This is a genomic window from Streptomyces sp. NPDC008317 (assembly GCF_042955955.1).
Classification (GTDB): Bacteria; Actinomycetota; Actinomycetes; order Streptomycetales; family Streptomycetaceae; genus Actinacidiphila.
The window spans coordinates 70,361-87,445 of record NZ_JBIBFQ010000008.1 but is presented as its reverse complement, the minus strand read 5'-3'; the positions used below and the strand labels follow the sequence as shown (position 1 = coordinate 87,445).

The 17,085-nt window shown below is 70.9% G+C and carries 16 protein-coding genes; all 16 read right to left on the bottom strand.

Annotation, left to right across the window (positions count from 1 at the left end; all coding sequences use genetic code 11):
• Nucleotides 1-17 precede the first annotated feature (17 nt).
• Entirely contained in the window at nucleotides 18-1,010 is a 993-nt protein-coding gene (locus tag ACFY9V_RS25210) for an ATP-binding cassette domain-containing protein (RefSeq protein WP_391163263.1), read from the bottom strand.
• A 231-nt stretch (nucleotides 1,011-1,241) separates the two neighbouring features.
• A complete protein-coding gene (locus ACFY9V_RS25205; RefSeq protein ID WP_391163013.1) occupies nucleotides 1,242-2,066 on the bottom strand; it encodes an NAD-dependent epimerase/dehydratase family protein in 825 nt (274 codons plus the stop codon).
• A gap of 207 nt (nucleotides 2,067-2,273) precedes the next feature.
• Nucleotides 2,274-2,939 carry an N-acetylmannosamine-6-phosphate 2-epimerase gene (locus ACFY9V_RS25200; protein ID WP_391046085.1) on the bottom strand — a complete coding sequence of 222 codons (666 nt, stop codon included), beginning with the start codon at nucleotides 2,937-2,939 and terminating at the stop codon, nucleotides 2,274-2,276.
• A complete protein-coding gene (gene nagA, locus ACFY9V_RS25195) occupies nucleotides 2,936-4,033 on the bottom strand; it encodes an N-acetylglucosamine-6-phosphate deacetylase (RefSeq protein ID WP_355342522.1) in 1,098 nt (365 codons plus the stop codon). The genes ACFY9V_RS25200 and nagA overlap by 4 nt, the downstream gene beginning before the upstream one ends.
• Nucleotides 4,030-4,875, bottom strand: coding sequence for a GntR family transcriptional regulator (locus ACFY9V_RS25190; protein WP_355342525.1), 846 nt, complete (start codon nucleotides 4,873-4,875; stop codon nucleotides 4,030-4,032). Before ACFY9V_RS25190 ends, nagA begins: the two co-directional genes overlap by 4 nt.
• A 106-nt stretch (nucleotides 4,876-4,981) precedes the next feature.
• On the bottom strand, nucleotides 4,982-6,007 hold the full coding sequence (locus ACFY9V_RS25185) for an SIS domain-containing protein (RefSeq protein WP_355342528.1): 1,026 nt from the start codon (nucleotides 6,005-6,007) through the stop codon (nucleotides 4,982-4,984).
• Complete coding sequence (locus tag ACFY9V_RS25180; RefSeq protein WP_391046090.1) at nucleotides 6,004-7,245, bottom strand: sugar ABC transporter permease; 1,242 nt, start codon at nucleotides 7,243-7,245, stop codon at nucleotides 6,004-6,006. Before ACFY9V_RS25180 ends, ACFY9V_RS25185 begins: the two co-directional genes overlap by 4 nt.
• Nucleotides 7,242-8,066, bottom strand: coding sequence for an ATP-binding cassette domain-containing protein (locus ACFY9V_RS25175; protein WP_188280229.1), 825 nt, complete (start codon nucleotides 8,064-8,066; stop codon nucleotides 7,242-7,244). The genes ACFY9V_RS25180 and ACFY9V_RS25175 overlap by 4 nt, the downstream gene beginning before the upstream one ends.
• On the bottom strand, nucleotides 8,063-9,046 hold the full coding sequence (locus ACFY9V_RS25170; protein WP_355342535.1) for an ROK family protein: 984 nt from the start codon (nucleotides 9,044-9,046) through the stop codon (nucleotides 8,063-8,065). Before ACFY9V_RS25170 ends, ACFY9V_RS25175 begins: the two co-directional genes overlap by 4 nt.
• A complete protein-coding gene (locus ACFY9V_RS25165; protein ID WP_366823751.1) occupies nucleotides 9,043-10,116 on the bottom strand; it encodes a substrate-binding domain-containing protein in 1,074 nt (357 codons plus the stop codon). The genes ACFY9V_RS25170 and ACFY9V_RS25165 overlap by 4 nt, the downstream gene beginning before the upstream one ends.
• A 658-nt stretch (nucleotides 10,117-10,774) precedes the next feature.
• Nucleotides 10,775-11,746: a PQQ-binding-like beta-propeller repeat protein gene (locus ACFY9V_RS25160; RefSeq protein ID WP_391163012.1), complete on the bottom strand. Its 972-nt coding sequence runs from the start codon at nucleotides 11,744-11,746 to the stop codon at nucleotides 10,775-10,777.
• 147 nt (nucleotides 11,747-11,893) lie between these two features.
• Nucleotides 11,894-12,469, bottom strand: coding sequence for a hypothetical protein (locus ACFY9V_RS25155; protein ID WP_391163011.1), 576 nt, complete (start codon nucleotides 12,467-12,469; stop codon nucleotides 11,894-11,896).
• A 270-nt stretch (nucleotides 12,470-12,739) separates the two neighbouring features.
• Nucleotides 12,740-13,759, bottom strand: coding sequence for an aldo/keto reductase (locus tag ACFY9V_RS25150; protein ID WP_355342545.1), 1,020 nt, complete (start codon nucleotides 13,757-13,759; stop codon nucleotides 12,740-12,742).
• Nucleotides 13,760-13,865: 106 nt separating this feature from the next.
• Nucleotides 13,866-14,948, bottom strand: coding sequence for a CU044_5270 family protein (locus tag ACFY9V_RS25145; protein ID WP_391163009.1), 1,083 nt, complete (start codon nucleotides 14,946-14,948; stop codon nucleotides 13,866-13,868).
• Nucleotides 14,945-15,598 carry a sigma-70 family RNA polymerase sigma factor gene (locus ACFY9V_RS25140; protein WP_391163006.1) on the bottom strand — a complete coding sequence of 218 codons (654 nt, stop codon included), beginning with the start codon at nucleotides 15,596-15,598 and terminating at the stop codon, nucleotides 14,945-14,947. The genes ACFY9V_RS25145 and ACFY9V_RS25140 overlap by 4 nt, the downstream gene beginning before the upstream one ends.
• Before the next feature lie 322 nt (nucleotides 15,599-15,920).
• A complete protein-coding gene (locus ACFY9V_RS25135; RefSeq protein ID WP_391163003.1) occupies nucleotides 15,921-17,072 on the bottom strand; it encodes an FAD-dependent monooxygenase in 1,152 nt (383 codons plus the stop codon).
• Between the last annotated feature and the right edge of the window lie 13 nt (nucleotides 17,073-17,085).

The following is a 17,085-nucleotide window of genomic DNA, read 5'->3' as shown; positions in this document are numbered from 1 at the left end:
GCCGTCGAGCGCAGGGCTTACGGGGCGCTCTCGGTGGACTCCGTGTCGCCCTCCGTGTCTCCTGCGCCCGCGGCGCTCTCCGCCGCGGACTTCGCCCGCCGCGCGGCCTCGTCCGGCCATACGCCGATGTGGTCGGTCTCCAGGGCCAGCCGCACCCGTTTGCGCATGTGCAGGCGCTCGGTGAACTGGCCGGGCAGTTGCAGCCGCCCGCTGGCGTCCAGTACCGCGAACTCCTCGGCGGTGAGCACCTCGACGCCGTCCTCGCCGGTGGTGACCCGGCGCAGCACCTCGGTCGAGGTGCGGCCGTTGCGGATCCGCACCGTGCGCTGGACCTGCTCGGACACCAGCGCGTCGTGGGTCACCACGATCACGGTGACGCCCAGGTCCTCGTTGGCCCGGCGCAGCGCCGCGAACACCTCGTCGCTGGTGGCGGTGTCGAGTTCGCCGGTGGGTTCGTCGGCGAACAGCACCTGCGGCTCGTTGGCGTTGGCCACGGCGACGGCGACCCGCTGCTGCTCGCCGCCGGAGAGCGTGTCGGGCGTACGGTCCCGGCAGTGTCCGACGGACAGCAGGTCGAGCAATTCCTGGGCCCGCGCCCGGCGTTGGGAGCGTTTGATACCGGTGTACGTCATCGGAAGCATCACGTTCTCGGCCGCCGAGAGGTAGGGCAGCAGATTGCGCGAGGTCTGCTGCCAGACGAAGCCCACGGTGCCCCGCCGGTAGGTGAGCCGCTCGCGGCGCTTCATCGTCAGCAGGTCGTGTCCGGCGACCGTGGCGGCGCCCGCGGTGGGCACGTCCTGGCCGGAGAGTATGCCCAGCAGGGTGGATTTCCCGGAGCCGGACGCCCCGACCACCGCGATCATCTCGCCCTGGGCCACGGCGAGATCGAGGCCCTGGAGCGCCTGCACCTCGACGCCCTCGGTCTGGTAGATCCGCACCAGGTTCTCGCAGACGACCAGCCCCTCCTCCCGCCGTGGCGCCGCGACGGCCCGCCGCCGCAGCTCGTCCAAGTCCGTCGCCCCGGTGGGCTGTTGGTGAACTGCCACGCGGTCCCCCGATAAGGTGAAGTCTGCGAATCCCACTGTCGGACAGCCGCCAGGGTAATGCGCGAACCCGCCCGGGAGCCGCCATCCGCGGGACCGGACCTCGATCAGGGGTCAGCGGCGCCGAGGTCGTCGCGTCCGCTTCGGCCCGCGTCACATCCGCCACGATCCGCATGCCGTCGATCGGACAGCGTGCCGTCAGACCGCGCGGGCGTCCCGCAAGAGTTCCCGGACGCCGCGAACAGGGCGGTAGCCGAAGGCGTTCGTTGCCGCAGTGGAGTCGTACACGCGGTCCAGACGATCCGGCACCGGCCACCCCTGGTCGCGGAACGCCTCGACCACGTCAGGAGCCCGACCGGCGAGGACCGCGCCCGCGTCGCGGTGGAGAGCGACGCAGTCCTCACGCTGGAACACGTGCGGCCCGGAGACGTTGAACGTGCCGGTCACCTCAGGGCGCGTCACGGCCAGGACCCCCGCCGCCGCGACGTCGGCGACGTCGACCGCCCGGTGGAGCAGATGGCGGGCGAGTACGGGCAGCGGCTCCGGAAAGCACCGCGCGATGCGCAGCGTGACCGCGGAGACGCCGGAGGCGGCGACCAGCCGTTCCGCGGCCAGTTTGGTCTCGTCGTAGATGTCCCGGGGAAGCGGCGTGAGGTGCTCGTCCACCCAGACGGCACGGTCGGCGGGCACCAGGGCGTGGCCGTAGACGCTGGTACTGCTGATGTAGAGAACGCGTCGGACACCGAGGCGCGCGGCGTCGTCGAGGAGTTCCGCGGTCATGCCGACGTTCACGGCACGGAACTCCTCATCGGCCACGCGCCCGACGTGCGGGGCGTGCAGCGCGGCGGCGTGGACCAGGACGTCGGCCGACCGCAGCGCCGCCCGCCGCTCGCGCGGGTCCCGCAGGTCGGTGACGACGCTCGTCCAGCGGCCGGCCACCCTGTCCACGCCGCGGACCTCCCGGCCCGCCGCGTCGAAGGCCGCGGCCAGGGCCGATCCGACCCGGCCCGAGCTTCCCGTCACGACAACCGCCCCGCCAGGGTCCCGCGTCCTCCGCTCGGCGCTCACACCCCGATTCTGCCAGCCCCGCGCGGATTCGGTCCGAAGCACCCTACCCGCCGTGCGATGCCGCGCCCGCCTCGACAGGAGACGCCGTCACCCGGCGGCAACGGGGCTGGTCGGCTTGGGCGTTAGGACCGCGAAGGCGAGGAGCCTGGGGCCGGACGGGCCCTAGGCCACGCCCGCGAAGCGGGCGGTCAGCCAGACGGGGTCGACGATGGCCGAGCCGACCACGACGGCGTGCGCGCCCGCGGCCAGGGCCGCGCGTACGTCGTCCGGCGTGGAGTAGCCGCGCTCGGCGACGACCGGCACCCCGGCGCCTGCGACGAGGGTGGCCACAAGTCCCAGGTCGGGCAGGGGCCCGGAGTTCGCCTTGGCGGGGTAGCCCATCGTGGACGAACTGACGATCGCGGCGCCCGCCTCCACGGCGGTGCGTGCGTCGTCGATCCCCGGCACGCCCGCCTTGACCGGCTTGCCCAGCGCGACGAAGGACGCGACGAGTTCGGCCAGGTCCTGGCCGTCGTGTCGGCGCGCCGCCGCGTCCGCTTCCAGTTCCACGACGTCGGCCCCGGCGTCCACCAGGGCGGCGGCGTGGTCGAGCGTCGGCGTGATGCGGACGACCCCGCCGTGCGAGCCGTCGATGCTCACGGCGAGCACGGGGAAGCCGGGGAGCGCGCGCTTCACCGCGCGTACGGCGTCCGGGCCGTCCATTTTCACGGCGACGGCGCCACCGGCCTGCGCGGCGGCGGCGAGCCGGACGACGTCGTCGATGTTCTGCCAGGGCGACTGGGGCGACGGGGTGAGCGAGACGATCAGGCCGCGAGGAAGGATGTTCACGCCGCGAACTCCTCTCCTGCGACCAGGACGCGCTCGACGGCGACGTCCTCGTCGGTGACGATCAGGTCGGCCGGGCCGCCGAGGGTGAGTTCCCCCGCGCCGGTGAGCCCGTAGAAGCGGGCGGGCGCTCGGCTGGCCAGGTTCACCGCCCGGTCGACCGGCCAGTCGTGCTCGACCAGCTTGCGTACCTGCTGGAGCAGCGTCACCGTACTGCCGGCGAGGGTGCCGTCGGGCAGGCGCGGCACACCGTCGGTGACCTCGACGGTGAAACCGCCCACGGTGAAGACACCGTCACCGGCCCCCGCGGGCGACGCGGCGTCGGTGACGAGCATGATGCGGTGCTCGGCGGCCTTGAGCGCGAACAGCGAGGTCTCCCGCGCCAGATGGATGTCGTCGGCGATGAGCTGGATGGCGACCTCCTCCCGGTTGAGCGTGGCGCCCGCGATGCCGGGCGCGCGGTGGCTGAACGCGATCATCCCGTTGAACAGGTGCGTGACCGCGCGGGCTCCCGCGTCGAAACCGGCGTACGCGGTCGCCGCGTCGGCGCCCGAGTGCCCGGCCTGCACGATGACCCCGTGGCCCGCGGCCCAGGCGATCAGCTCCGGCGCGCCCGGCAGTTCGGGAGCGACGGTGATCGTACGCAGCGGCCCGGCGTCGAGGAAGCGTCGCACGATGCCGATGTCGGGGTCGCGGAGGTACTCGGGCCGGTGCACGCCCCGGTGGTGCGGCGACAGGAACGGGCCCTCGGCGTGGACGCCGACGACCTTCGCGCCGGGAGGCGAGGACGCCTGGAGCTTGTCCAGCACGCCGAGCTGCCGGACCACGTTCTCCTCGGAGTCGGTGATGACGGTGGGCTGTACGTGGAAGACGCCGTCGCGGGTGAGGGCGGCGAGCGCCCGCTCGAACTCCTCGGCCGTGGCCGCGTTGAAGTCGACCCCGCCGTAACCGTTGACCTGGAGGTCGACCAGGCCGGGCAGGACGTACCCCGTGCCGGTCGAGGGCAGGCCGGTGCGTACCAGCCGTCCGCCGTCGACCTCGACGTCGCCCTTCACCCAGGCGCCTGCGACGACGGCGCCGCGTGCGGAAATTCTCATGGATACAACCTCGCTATATGGGGGGCTGGGCCGCGGCCGGTCGGCTCTGCGGCGGATTGATGGCGGTGCGCGCGGCCGGCCTGGCCCTGGAGGGCGGCGCGGAAGCGGTAACGGTCACCGCGGTAGACGCTGCGGCACCACTGCACGACCCGGCGGTTCTCGTCGAACGTGGTCTGGACGATCCCCAGGACGGGGTCGCCCGGAGCAAGGCCCAGGTTCTCGGCGATGTCGGCGGTGGCCCCGCGCGCCTCGATGACGCAGTCGGCTCTGACCGCGTGCAGGCCGTACTCGTCGGAGAGCGTGGAGTACAGGGAAGCGGTGGTGAAATCGTGGTCGCCGAGGCCCGGCGCCAACTGCTCAGGGATGAGCGAGAAGTCGATCAGGGTCGGGATGCCGTCGAGATACCGCAGCCGGACCAGGTCGACGATGGGTGCGCCAGGGGCGACACCCAGCAGGTCCGCCTCGTCGAGCGAGCTGGCGCGGGTCAGGCACTTCAGCACTTTCGAGCTGGAGGTCAGGCCGTTCGCCTCCGCGAGGTCGGAGAAGCTCACCAGGCCGGTGGCGCCCTCCTCGATCGACTCCGCCTCGTCCTGGTCCGCGGGCCGGGCCGGGGCCGGGGCGGGCGTCTGCCCGCGCACCCACCGGGCGCCCATGACGACGGTGACCAGGCCGGCCGCCTCCAGATCCTTCAGTGCCTGACGGACGGTGACCCGGCTGACGTCGAACTGCTCAGCGAGAACCCGCTCGGAAGGCAGTCTCGAACCGGGTTCGATCACACCCGATTCGATGCGTTCCCTGAGGTGCTGCGCCACCTTGCGGTGCAGTGCTGGCGAAGTAGACATGACCCCGATTGTGTCTCGTGGAGTTGGTGGGAATGAACGTAATCAGCAGCCCGTGTCGCACGGTGCGAAGGCGGCCGTACGGCCCTCGTACGGCCGCCCGGCCGGGCTATTCGCCGTCGTCGAGTTTGGTTCCGGTGTCGAGGAAGAGGAACTCGTCCGGATCGATCCCCCGCGCCCGCGCCGAGCGCAGCGCCACCTGTTGCAGCAGCGCCGCCACGAACACCGGTATCTCCAGGGGGTTGTGCGCCTCGACCGGCACGACCAGGGTCCGCTCGCCGTGGACGACGGGAGCGCCCGTCCGCAGTTCGACGATCTGACGGCCGAGCGAGCCGAGGGCGCGGAGGATCTGCCCGTCGTCGGGACCGTCGAGAACGATGTGCAGCGTCGAGGGGTGGGTGGACTCCATCAGCCCGTGCAGGTACTGCCGCGTCTCGAACGACGCCGCGGGGACCCGCGTCACCTCGCGCAGCAGCAGCGCGCCGCTCTCGGCGACCCCGTACTGGTCCGCGGGCGCCACCAGGTCGATGATCGACGCGGCCGACAGCCGGTCCGCGATCTCCTCGGCCTGCGCGGAGGTCGCGTCGAGGAACCCGGCGAGCCGCTCCCCCAGGCTGAGCCACGTCGGCGACGGTTCGCCGTCGGTCCAGGTCTCGGCGAGCATGGAGACGGCCATCGCCGAGGCGGTGAACCCGATCGTCGAGGCGAGGCTGTCGGGCAGGTCGCCGAGGGTCAGCACCGAGTCGGCGGCGGCGGCCATCGGCGAGTCGGTGACGTTGACGACCGCGAGCTTGCGGCCGGTGGCCGCGCGCATCACGTCGACCGTCTCGCGGCTGCGGCCCGACTGGGACAGCGCGACGAGCGTGGTGGTCTCGTCGAACGGCCCCGCCTGCGCCGCGTTGAGCCGGACGCTGGGGATGCCGCGCGCCGACAGGTGGGCGACCGGTGCGGCGAGCGCCGCGAGGCTCGCGCCGATGCCGATGAACGTGGCCTGGTCGGGGCGGCCGACCGCACCCGCCGCGGCGAGCGCCCGCTCGCGCAGCACCGGTGCGACCTCGGTGAGCCGGCTGGTCTGGCTCAGCACGCCCTCGTCGAAGGGGATGAACCCCTGGCGCAGAAACGCGTTGACACTCATCGGCCGCTGGCCGCCCTTCCTCGTCGTGCCAGGGAATCGATCACCACGGCGGCCACGAGTACGGCGCCGGTGATCACGTACTTGACGGCGGAGGTCTGGTTCAGCAGATCCATGCCGTTGGACACCGCTCCGATGACGAGCATGCCGAGCAGCGCGGAGTACGCGGTGCCGCGTCCGCCGAACAGGCTGGTGCCGCCGATGACCGCGGCGGCGATCGCGTTGAGCAGGATGTCGCTGCCGCCGCTGGCCTGGTTGACCGCGAACAGGCGTGAGGCCGCGAGCACACCGCCGAAGGCGGCGAGCGACGAGGCGATCGTGAAGGCGATGACCTTGACGGTGCCGACCTGGATGCCCGCCCGGCGGGCCGCCTCGGCGTTGCCGCCGACGGCGAACAGCTTGCGGCCGAAGGTCGTGCCGCGCAGCAGCAGGTCGACCAGGACCACGAGTCCGACGAAGATGATCAGCGACAGGGGTATGCCATGCCACCGCGCGAAGACGGTCGTCGCCGCGACGATCAGGACCGTGATCACTCCGGCGCGCACCAGGCCCCCGGTGAGCGGCCGTACGGTCAGGCCGCGTTCGCGTCGCCGTCTGGCGGTGAGGACCGTCCCGCCGAAGGCCGCGCCCGCGTAGACAGCGGCGATCACGTATCCGATCCACGCGGGGAGCGTGGTGTTGGCGAGCGAGGCGATGGTGCCGTCGTAGGGGATGTTGATCGTGCCCTGGTTGCCCAGGACGAGGAGTTGGCCGCCCTGCCAGGCGAGCAGGCCGCCCAGGGTCAGCACGAACGACGGAACGCCGAGCTTGGTGAAGATGAAGCCGTGGAACAGGCCGATCGCGGCGCCGAACACGACGGCCAGGACGATCGCGAGGACCGGCGGCCAGCCCTGGTTGATGCTCAGCACCACCATGGAGGCGGAAGTGATCCCGCTCACCGATCCGGCGGACAGGTCGATCTCGCCGATGATCAGGACGAACACGATGCCGAGCGCGATGACGCCGGTCGAGGCGATCTGCAGGCTCAGGTTGGAGAGGTTCTGCGGCGAGAGGAACCGCTGGTTGGCGATCTGGAAGACCAGCGAGATGACGACGAGGCCGAGGATGACGGGCAGCGCCCCGAAGTCGCCGGTACGCAGGCGCTGGACGCGCTCGCGCACCCAGTTCTCCTGCGCCGGCGGTCCTGGCGGCAGCACGCTCTGCCCGGCGGGGGCGGTTGCGGTGTTGGTGGTCACGGTCATCCTTCCTGAGCCCGGTCGCGGCGCAGCGTCCGGCGCTTTTGGGCACTGCTGTCGGCGACGCCGGTGATGGCGGCGACGACCTGTTCTTCTGTGGTCCCCTCGACGGGGAACTCGGTGACGCTGCGCCCGAGCCGCAGGCAGACGATGCGGTCCGCCACGTCGAAGACGTCGGCCAGGTTGTGGCTCACCATGAGGACGGCGTGCCCTTCGCTCCGCAGCCGCTCGATGAGTTCGAGCACTTCGGCGGTCTGCTCGACGCCGAGCGCCGCGGTGGGCTCGTCCAGGATGACCAGCCGCGGGTCGCCGAGCAGGGACCGCGCGATGGCCACCGACTGGCGCTGCCCGCCGGAGAGCGAGGAGACGGGCGCGCGCAGGTCCTTGATCTTGACCGAGAGCCGCTTGAGCAGCCCGACGGCGACCTCTTCCATGTCGAGCGCGCTCAGGAAGCCGCCGTGGTGCTTCTCGCGGCCGAGGAAGAGGTTGGCGACGATGTCGAGGTTGTCGCACAGCGCGAGGTCCTGGTACACCGTCGCGATGCCGAGGCGGGTGGAGTCCGTGGGCTTGCGCGGGGAGACCGGCTCGCCGTTCACCGCCATGGTGCCGCCGTCGCGGGGGTGCGTACCGGCGATCGTCTTGATCAGGGTGGACTTGCCCGCGCCGTTGTCGCCGACGAGCGCGACGACCTCTCCCGCGGCGACGGTCATGCTGACGTCGCTGAGCGCCTGAACGGCGCCGAAGCTCTTGCTGATGTGTTCGAGTTCCAGCACGGGCGGCGGGCGTTCTCCCGCCCGGTCGGCCGCCCTGTCAACGGTCGTTGTCATCGGCGGTCTCCTTTCATGCCGAGTCGGTCCGCCGCGGTGGCGACCGCGATCGGTTGGGCGAGGTGCCACGCGCCGGCGCCGACGAGACCGGCGTCGTCGCCGCACACGGCGGCGCGTACGTCGACGTCCCAGGAGACGTGCGAGCGCGCGGTGTCGCCGATGCGGCGGTCGAGCTCGTCGAGGAGCTGGGCGCCGGCCGCGCGGGCGAGGCCGCCGCCGACGACCAGTACGTCGGGTGAGACGACGTGGCACAGGAGGATCGCGGCGGCGGCCGCCGCGTCGGCGATGTCGGTGAGGGCGGCGGCGGCCAGGGCGCGGGGGTGGGGCGCGGTCGGTACGGGGTCGGCGCCGGGGGCGCCGTCGCTTGAGGCGAGGTCGGTCAGGGCGCGGTAGTCGACGTCCCTGCCCAGTTCACGCCCGGCCTCGCGTACGCGCTGTCCCGAGCCGAGGTCCTCGATCATGGGGCGCCCGGCGCCGAGCAGGTGCAGGAATCCGATCTGGAACCCCGACACGCGTCCGGACAGCACGCGGCCGTCGCTCACCACCGCCGCGCCGATCCCCGTCGAGAGGGTCAGATAGGCCGTCGTCCCCGCGGTGGACCCGGCGCCGAAGTACGCCTCGCCGATCGCGGCCAACTCGGCGTCACCGGCCAGCTCGACGGCGAGTCCGGTGGCCTCGGAGAGGTACGCGGCCGACAGGCGGCCGAGGTCGGTGGACGGCAGATTGCGCGCCACGTGCAGACGGCCCTCGACGTGGTCCACCCGTCCCGGCAGTCCGACGACCGCCGAGACGGCGTCCGTACCGGCCGCGATCCGCGTCATGAGATCGGCGACCTGCTCGTGCGCCGCGTCGTGCCGGACGGGCTCCTTGAGCCTGGCGGTCACGGTTCCGCCGCGGTCGACGAGCGCCGCGCGGGCGGTGGTGCCGCCCAGGTCGACTGCGACGACCTGGGCGGCATCGCCGGTGGAGAAGGAGGTCACTTGATGAGTCCCGCCTCGACGCACGCCTTCTTGTAGTTGGCCGTGCAGATCTGATCGACGGTCAGATAGCCGCTGTCGAGCAGGATTTCCTTCATGTTCTCCATCGTCACGGCGATGGATTCGAGCAGGTAGGCGGGCACCTTGCCCGCGCCGTCGTCGATGGTGCCGTTGAGCAGTTCGCCGGAGGGCTTCTGCCCGGTGGCGAGGGCGGCGGCGGCCTTGGCGCCGATCCGCGCCTCGGTCTCGACCGGCAGGTACGTGCTCTCGTACAGGTCGCCCGCGACCATGTTCTGGATGGCGTCGAGCTGCGTGTCGAGGCCCGTGACCGGCGGCATCGGCTTGATGCCCGCGCTCTTCAGCGCGGCGACGACACCGGTGGCCATGCCGTCGTTGCCCGCGTAGACACCGGCGATCTTGGACGCGCCGAGCTTGGTGATGGCCTGCTGCATCTGGTTCTGCGCGTTGGCCGCCGACCAGCCCTTGGTGTCGTACTCGGCGGCGACGGTGAAGCCGGACTTGTCGATGACGCTGTGCGCGCCGTCCTTCTCCGGCTTGGCGCCCGAGTCGACGGGGTCGCCGTTCATCATGACGACGTTGCCGGAGGTCTTGCCGTCCTTCTTCAGCTTGTCGAGCAGGGACTGCATGCCGACGGCGCCCTGCTGGACGTTGTCGAACTTCACCCCGTAGTCCACGGCCGCGTTGTAGATGACGCGGTCGTAGCTCATGACCTTCGCGCCCTGCCTGCGGGCGCTGGCGACCACGGCCCCGGCGGCCTTGGAGTCGACGGGGTCGATCACCAGGACGCTGGCCCCTTCGGTCAGCGCGGACTCGGCCTGGCTGAGCTGCTTGCTCGCGTCCCCGGCCGCGTTGTAGTAGCGGAGCTGACACTTGGGGCAGCTCTCCGCGAGCTGCTTCTCGAAGGTCGGCTTGTCCCGCGCCTCGTACCGGGCGGTCGCGTTCTCCGGGAGCAGCAGCGCCACGATCGGCTTGTCCTTGGCCTTGCCGCCGCCGGAGCCGCCGGTCGAGCCGGAGGTCGCGTCGGATGTGTCCGACGAGCACGAGGCCAGCATGAGGGCTCCAACTACAGCCACCCCCGCAACGGCCATGCGTCGGCGGTGTGAATGAGAAGTAACGTTCATGAGAGTTTCGTCCACCTCTGAGCCATGTGTAGCGGGGTGAGTTGCCTCAAGCTAGATCTGGTATCAACCAGTGGTCAACCCTCTGGTATTACAGCTCGATAACCTAAGCAAACCACTGGTATTATCCCGAGGTGACCAGCAAATTTCCCTCTGCCCCACCCGCACAGCCCGCGCCGCCGCCCCCGTCGACCCCAACTCCCCCGCGATTCCCCCCGACCCCCGCCCTCCCCCTGGTACGAACCACCGGTCGTATCCAATCCCACCCCGCCGCACCCACCCCCTCCGAACCGAAAGCCCCCGCAGACAGGAAGAGGCCGGCCCGGACGCGCCTCACCGGAGGCAAGCGAACTGGACGGCCTGTGGAACCTTGGGGACGCACGTGGGCCCAGCGGACGACAGCGCACGGGCGGCGGCGTGGACGAGGACCCGCAAGATGCCCGGCGAGCGGACGCGCGACCGGATCGGCGCAGCCTCCTCGGCTCACCGCAGGTGCCTCAGGTGGGCGAAGATCCATTCCCGGGCGGCTCCAAGACCAGCACCGACCCATGGCGGTTCCGCCGACTTCGGCGGCCCGCCCGCAGTGGCCAAGCTAGCCGGAAGGGTGAGTCAATCGGCTCACCGTTGCATAGTCGTCGGATGCGTGAACCGTAGCCAACAGGATAGCGCCGTCAGAACACTCGAGAACCGCTGGGTTGTTACCCGGGATCGGTGCATAGGCGGCTTCACCCGTGAAGGCATCGAGAATGTGCACAGGGCCCGCACCGGAAGACACGAACAGAAGCGCGGACTCATTCAAACAGCCCGCGGCGATGGCACCGACGTCCGGGCCCATCGACAAAGCAGGACCCAGCGGCTCACCAGTCACCCCGTTATACCGAGACAAGTTTCCATTCATGTCGAGTGACGCCAGGACAGCCCGGCCGTCGGGATGCGTCAGCGCGGTCATCCTCATGTTGTATTCGCCAAAGCCATGAATATGTGATCCGAATGGCTCGCCGGTCGAGGCGACCCACCGATACACAACTCCAGCCTCGTCCTCCGCTGCGATGAGGACCGTGCCGTCCTTGAGCGACAGTGACGTGATGGTCTTCAGCGGATAATCCGGCCCCGTCAGTTGAGGGCTCAACGCTTCGCCGGTAGTCGCGTCCCAATAGTGGATGAACGGCTCACACTGCGCGGCAACAGCGATGAACGCTCGCCCACCGGGCAGCGGCCCACTGGTGACGTCCCAAGCGGTGTCATCAAACTCAGCCATCGCACCAACGGGCACGGGCCTGCCACTTGCAGCATCAACCCGCACCACCCCGATATCCGTGGCCACCGCGACGACGGCATCACCATTCGTCGGGGTGGCCACCGCAACCGTCGATATCAGATCCTCACCCGCAAACCTCCAGAGCATTTCACCGGTGCGAGGGTCCCAACGCCAACAATCGTAGCCGGTACCGTTTGAGAGCAATATGGGCGTATCACTCTCACCTTGAGCCAAAACCGGCACGACGCCGTCCGGAGCTTCTTCCGCAAACACTGTTTCCAGGACCACATCTAGCAATTCGAGCACAACGCCTCCCAATCTCCGCATTACGCGGCGCCGACACATCTCCAGAGCTCCGACGAGCGGAGGCCGCATCCCAGAATTCCCCACCCGACCCCTGACGGATCGACGCACCTCGTTGAAGGCGACTATGCGCGATGGAGAGTGTCACCGTCAGCCGCGAGCCATGGTGGCGGGAGGGGGCGGCGGAGGGATGAGTCGGGCTTCGGCTCGGTCGAGGCGTCTGGTTGTGCGGCTGTGGGCGGCCCGGGCGGCGGCGAGGAGGACGCCGATCGTCAGGCAGAAGACACCGAAGCCGGTGGTACCCACGATCAGGAGGATGGTGCCGAGGACGAGATAGAACCCGGCGAGCCAGGGCAGCCACCGAAGGCCGCTGCGCGCTGCCTTGCGTTGGCGTCGCAGAAGGACGGTCATGGCGTGCCGTACGGCCGGGTCCGCGGGAACGTGTCCCTTGCGCAGGCGGCGGGCGATCACCGGGATCTGCCGGGGCCGGATTCCGGCCTCCTGGGCGAGGTGTCGCCGGAAGGTCCGTTGCCGCCACAAGCCCGCCGTGGCGGCGCCCAAGCCGCCCGCGAAACCGCCGAAGTTGAAGCCCAGCCAGAACCACAGCGCGGCGTACATCACCGCGAGGAAGGCCACTGCCGTCCCGACACGCACCCACAGGCGGTCGTACCAACGGCGTTCACCGTCCCAGTCCACATCCCCGTCTTGGCGGTACTCGCTGCTCATCCGCGCCCCCAACTGCCGTCGCCACGACGACAGTCGTCTACCCCCGAGGATCGCTCGAACGCGTCGTCACGATGTCAGGCCCGGTGCCGGTGCGGCCCCCTCCGAAAGGTCTTGGCCCGTACAGGTCACTGCCCGTACGGACCCCATCCCGGTGTGCCGCTGGGCCCCCGGGGTCATCGGTCATCCCTGGAGGAAACAGCCCCAAGCTGGTCCCCGCGCACCTGTCGGGGACCGAGCCCGTCGTCGGGGGCAACTCGTCCTGGGGCGGCGTCAGCGGGGGCGTCGGCGGGTGTGCTTGTCGCCGAGGGTGGAGGGCAGGAAGAGGATGTCCTTCTGGTTGAGGTTGACCCCCGGCGGGACGATCTCGTCGATGCGGTCCAGTACGTCGTCGCTGAGTGCGACGTCGGCGCCGGCCAGCAGGTCGGTGAGCTGCGCGGGGGTGCGCGGACCGAGCAGGACCGAGGTGACCGCCGGGTGGGTCAGCACGAACGCGGTGGCCAGATGGGCGAGTTTCAGCCCCGCTTCGGCGGCCAGTTCGGTGAGCTCTCCGACGGCCTTCGCCTTGGCCCGGTTCCCCGGTTCCGCCTGGTCGAACAGGGGCGTGGCGGCTCCCGCGTTGCGGTGACCGGCGGTGGGATCGGCGCGGCCGGAGAGCCAGCCGGATCCGAGCGGGCCGAAGGTGAGGACCCCCATGCCGTATCGCTGGGCGGTCGGCAGCGTGGTGGCCTCGACGCCGCGCAGCAGGACGTTGTACGGCGGCTGCTCGGACCGGAAGCGGTGGTGGTGGCCGCGCTCGGCGGCCCACTGCGCCTCGACCGTCTGCTCCGGGTGGAACAGCGACGAGCCGATGGCCCGTACTTTCCCGGCCCGGATCAGGTCCGAGAGCGCGGAAAGCGTCTCGTCGAGGTCGGTGAACGGATCCCAGCGGTGCATCTGGTAGAGGTCGATGCGGTCGGTGCCGAGACGGCGCAGGCTCCCTTCCACCGCCTGGGTGATCCACCTGCGCGATCCGCCCCGCCGGTTGTCGTCCGATCCGATCGGCAGCCCGAATTTGGTGGCGAGGACGACCTCGTCGCGCCGCCCCTTCAGCGCCTTGCCGACGATCTCCTCGCTCTCACCCGCGGAATAGACGTCCGCGGTGTCGATGAAGTTGATGCCTGCGTCCAGCGCGGTGTGGATCATCGCCACGGACTCGCCGTGGTCGGTGTTGCCCATCGCGCCGAGCATCATCGTCCCGAGGGCGAATTCGCTCACCGACATACCCGTACCGCCGAGGACTCTGCGTTTCATGGTGCGCTCTCCACTGTCGTGCCGGTCTCATCCGGCAATACGTCCGGCACTTCGTACGGCGACTCGTCCGACCACCGTCCGGCTACGGCGGCCGGCCCGCCCGTCGTCAGCCCTCGACGCTCGCGGGGACCTCACCAGGGCGGTCGACCACGCCGCGCCGCATGACGGCATTCACGCCGTACAACGTCTCGACGGCGGTGCCGTCGCCCTGGTGACCGATCATGTAGGACCGCGAGCCCAGATACGTGAGCGTGGCCTTGTCGAAGATCCACGTGTCGCGGGTGGCGGCTCCGGGGTCGTGGCGAGTGATGCCGAAGCCGTGCCGGCCCGCCGCGTCGACGGCGTCGGGCACCACGCGGACGCCGGGGATCTTCTCCACGACCTGGTACAGCGCGGACGCGGTGGCCGGGGGCATGATCGCCGTGCTCAGCATCCCGCCGATGTTCGAGAAGACGGTCTCGTCCAGCGAGGAGGTGCCCCACGGCTCGGTCTCGGCGTAGAGCAGCGCGCGCAGCGCCTCGGGGTCCGTGGGCAGCGTGGCCAGCCACTTGTAGGTGGGGTGGTCAAGTCCCGCGTACACGGGCGAGGTGGCCACCATGGGCCCCAGCCCCGGCATCACCGCGTCCTTCCCCGATTCACGGATCCAGCCCTCCTCCGTCATGGGGCCGGGGCGCTGGACGGTCCAGTACTCCTGCTTGTGCAGCGCGCCGAGCCGGACCTGGCCGCCGAACGCGCCCTTGTTCCCCCGGGTCAGCGTCTCGACATACACGAGCTGGTCGTCCTTCACCGGCGTCACGTTGCCCGTCATGGCGACGGCGGCGATGCGGCTGAGCGTGGCGGACGCGCTGTTGTAGTGCGCCGGAGGGGCCGCGGGGAAGTGCCCAGGGGTGTGTCCGCCGCCGGACGCGGTGACGACGAGCACAGCGGTCAGTGCGGCCGCCACGGGAAGCACCATCATCGGACGCGGTTGCCGGCGGCGGCGCTGTGGGGCCGCCGCCGTCGCCACCATCGGCGGCGTCGTCGTCGCCGTCGTACGGGTCCCGCGGGCGAGGTCCTGGTCGATCCGCCGCATCAGAACGTCCTTGAGGTGCCGATGGCGGCTCGGCGAAAGGTGGTCCCAGGCGGCCGAGGCGGCCAGCAGTTCTTCCGCCTCGGCCGGGACGGTGGCGGGCGCGTTGTCAGCCTTCATCGGGTTTCCTCCTGCAAGAAGAGCGCCGCGAACACGGCCTCGCCGTCTTTCTCTCCGGGAACGCGGTCCGGTTCCCCCGCCGTGTCGCGTGCCGGTACGGCGCTCAGCTCGGCCAGTCGCTTGCGGGCGCGCGAGAGCCGCGAGCGCACGGTGCCGACCGGGATGCCCAGTGCCTCGGCGGCTTGCCGGTAGTCCAGCCCGGCCGCCACGCACAGGGCGATCACCTCCCTGTCCTGGCGGCGCAGTCGGCGCAGCGTCTCGTGGACGGCGGCCAGCTGTCGCGCGTCGTCGATCCGGCCGATCGCCTCCTCCGCGAAGTCCTCGACAGCGCGGGGCTCCGGGCTGCGCGCGAGGAAGGCGAGCCTGCGCCACCGTCCGCGGTTGGCGTTGTGCGCCTTGTGCGTGGCGATGCCCAGGAGCCATGGCGTGAGGGACCCGCCCTCCGGCTCCACGGTCTCCCGCCCGCGCCAGGCGGCCAGGAAGGTCTCGGACATCACGTCCTCGGCCTCCGGCCAACTCCCGGTCAGCCGCAGCGCATGGTTGTAGACCGCCCGCGCGCTCTGTTCGTACAGCTCGGCGAACGCGGAACGGTCTCCGGCACGGATCCGCCCACGCAACGGCTCCGCTGGTTCTGTTTGCGTCACACTCATTACTCTCCGCAGCACCGGCCGAGTTCCTGTGTCCGCCGTCACAGCCGCCCGCCCGCTTCCCGCGCCCGAGAGTAACGGTGCGTCCGGTTTGCACAAAGGGCTGACGGTGCGCTCCCTTATCCGGTGAAGTACGGGTCTGCCGGGCCCGCAAGGGGGGTGCCCGGCCTCGTTCTCGACGTCTGCTCCTACAACAACGCCCGCGTCGCCTTCACGACCTGCTGACCGGGGCCCGCGGCGCTCCGTCCCGCCGCCGACGGAGCGCCGGGGCTCGTATGACGGAATCCGCCCTCGCGGCTCAGGGCCGAGAGAGGTCCCTGCGGGATCAGGGCCTTGCGGGGGCGTCGGCGAAGTCGGGGAGGTCGGGGGTGAGGAGGTCCGCGACGGCGCCGTCGAGGAGTTCGGCGGTCTCGGTGGAGCGGGGGAGCATGGTGCTCTCGTAGGCGCGGACGGCGTCGGCGACGGTGGCCTCGGTGGCCAGGGCGACGGCGAGTTCGCCGGCGTCGAGCATGGCGAGGTTGACGCCGACGCCCAGCGGGGGCATGAGGTGGGCGGCGTCGCCCACGAGTGTCACGGTGGGGTGCGGCTCCCAGGCGTGCGGGACCGGCAGGGCGAAGATCGGCCGCTGGACGTAGGGGCCGTCGTTGTCGGTGATGAGCCGGCGCATGGGCGCCGACCAGTGGGCGAACCGCTCATGGAGCAGGGCGCGGACGGCGTCGGTGTCGTCCGCGGCCAGGCCGGCGCGGCTGATCCAGTCGGCCGGGACCTGCTGGACGATGTAGACGCGGATGTGGTCGCCGCCGTTGCGCTGGGCCACCAGCGCGCGTTCGCCGTCGCCCGCGTGGGCCATGCCCTGGCCGACCAGTTCGGCGATCTCGGGGTGGCTGTTGTCGACGTCGTCGAACCAGGCATCCAGGAAGCTCACCCCCGTGTACGCGGGGACGGCGGGCGAGACAGCCGGGCGTACGCGTGACGAGGCGCCGTCGGCGCCGATGACCAGGTCGGTCTCCACGGTGGTGCCGTCGGTGAAGCGCAGCAGCCGCGGTCCCTCGGCGGGACCGCCGACGGACTCAAGTCCCTTTCCCCAGCGGATCGTTCCCGGTTCGACCGACCGCAGGAGCAGGTCACGCAGCACCCCGCGGTCGATCTCCGGCTTGAACAGCTCGTCGGCTTCCGGGACGTGCCGGACGGTGATCGTGCCGTCCGGGTCCAGCAGCCGCATCTCCTGGCCCTCGGGCCGGGACAGCGCGAAGAACTCCTCCAGCAGACCGGCCTCGCGCAGGGCGATCTGGCCGTTGTCGGCGTGCAGGTCCAGGGAGCCGCCCTGGTCGCGGACGTCGGGACCGGCTTCGCGGTCGTAGACGGTGACGGCGAGGCCGCGCCGCTGGAGGATGCGGGCGCAGGTCAGGCCGCCGGGTCCCGCGCCGATGACGCTGATCCTGGCCTGGGCCGGTGCTACGGGGTTCGTGGGGTTCATGGGTGGTTCCTCT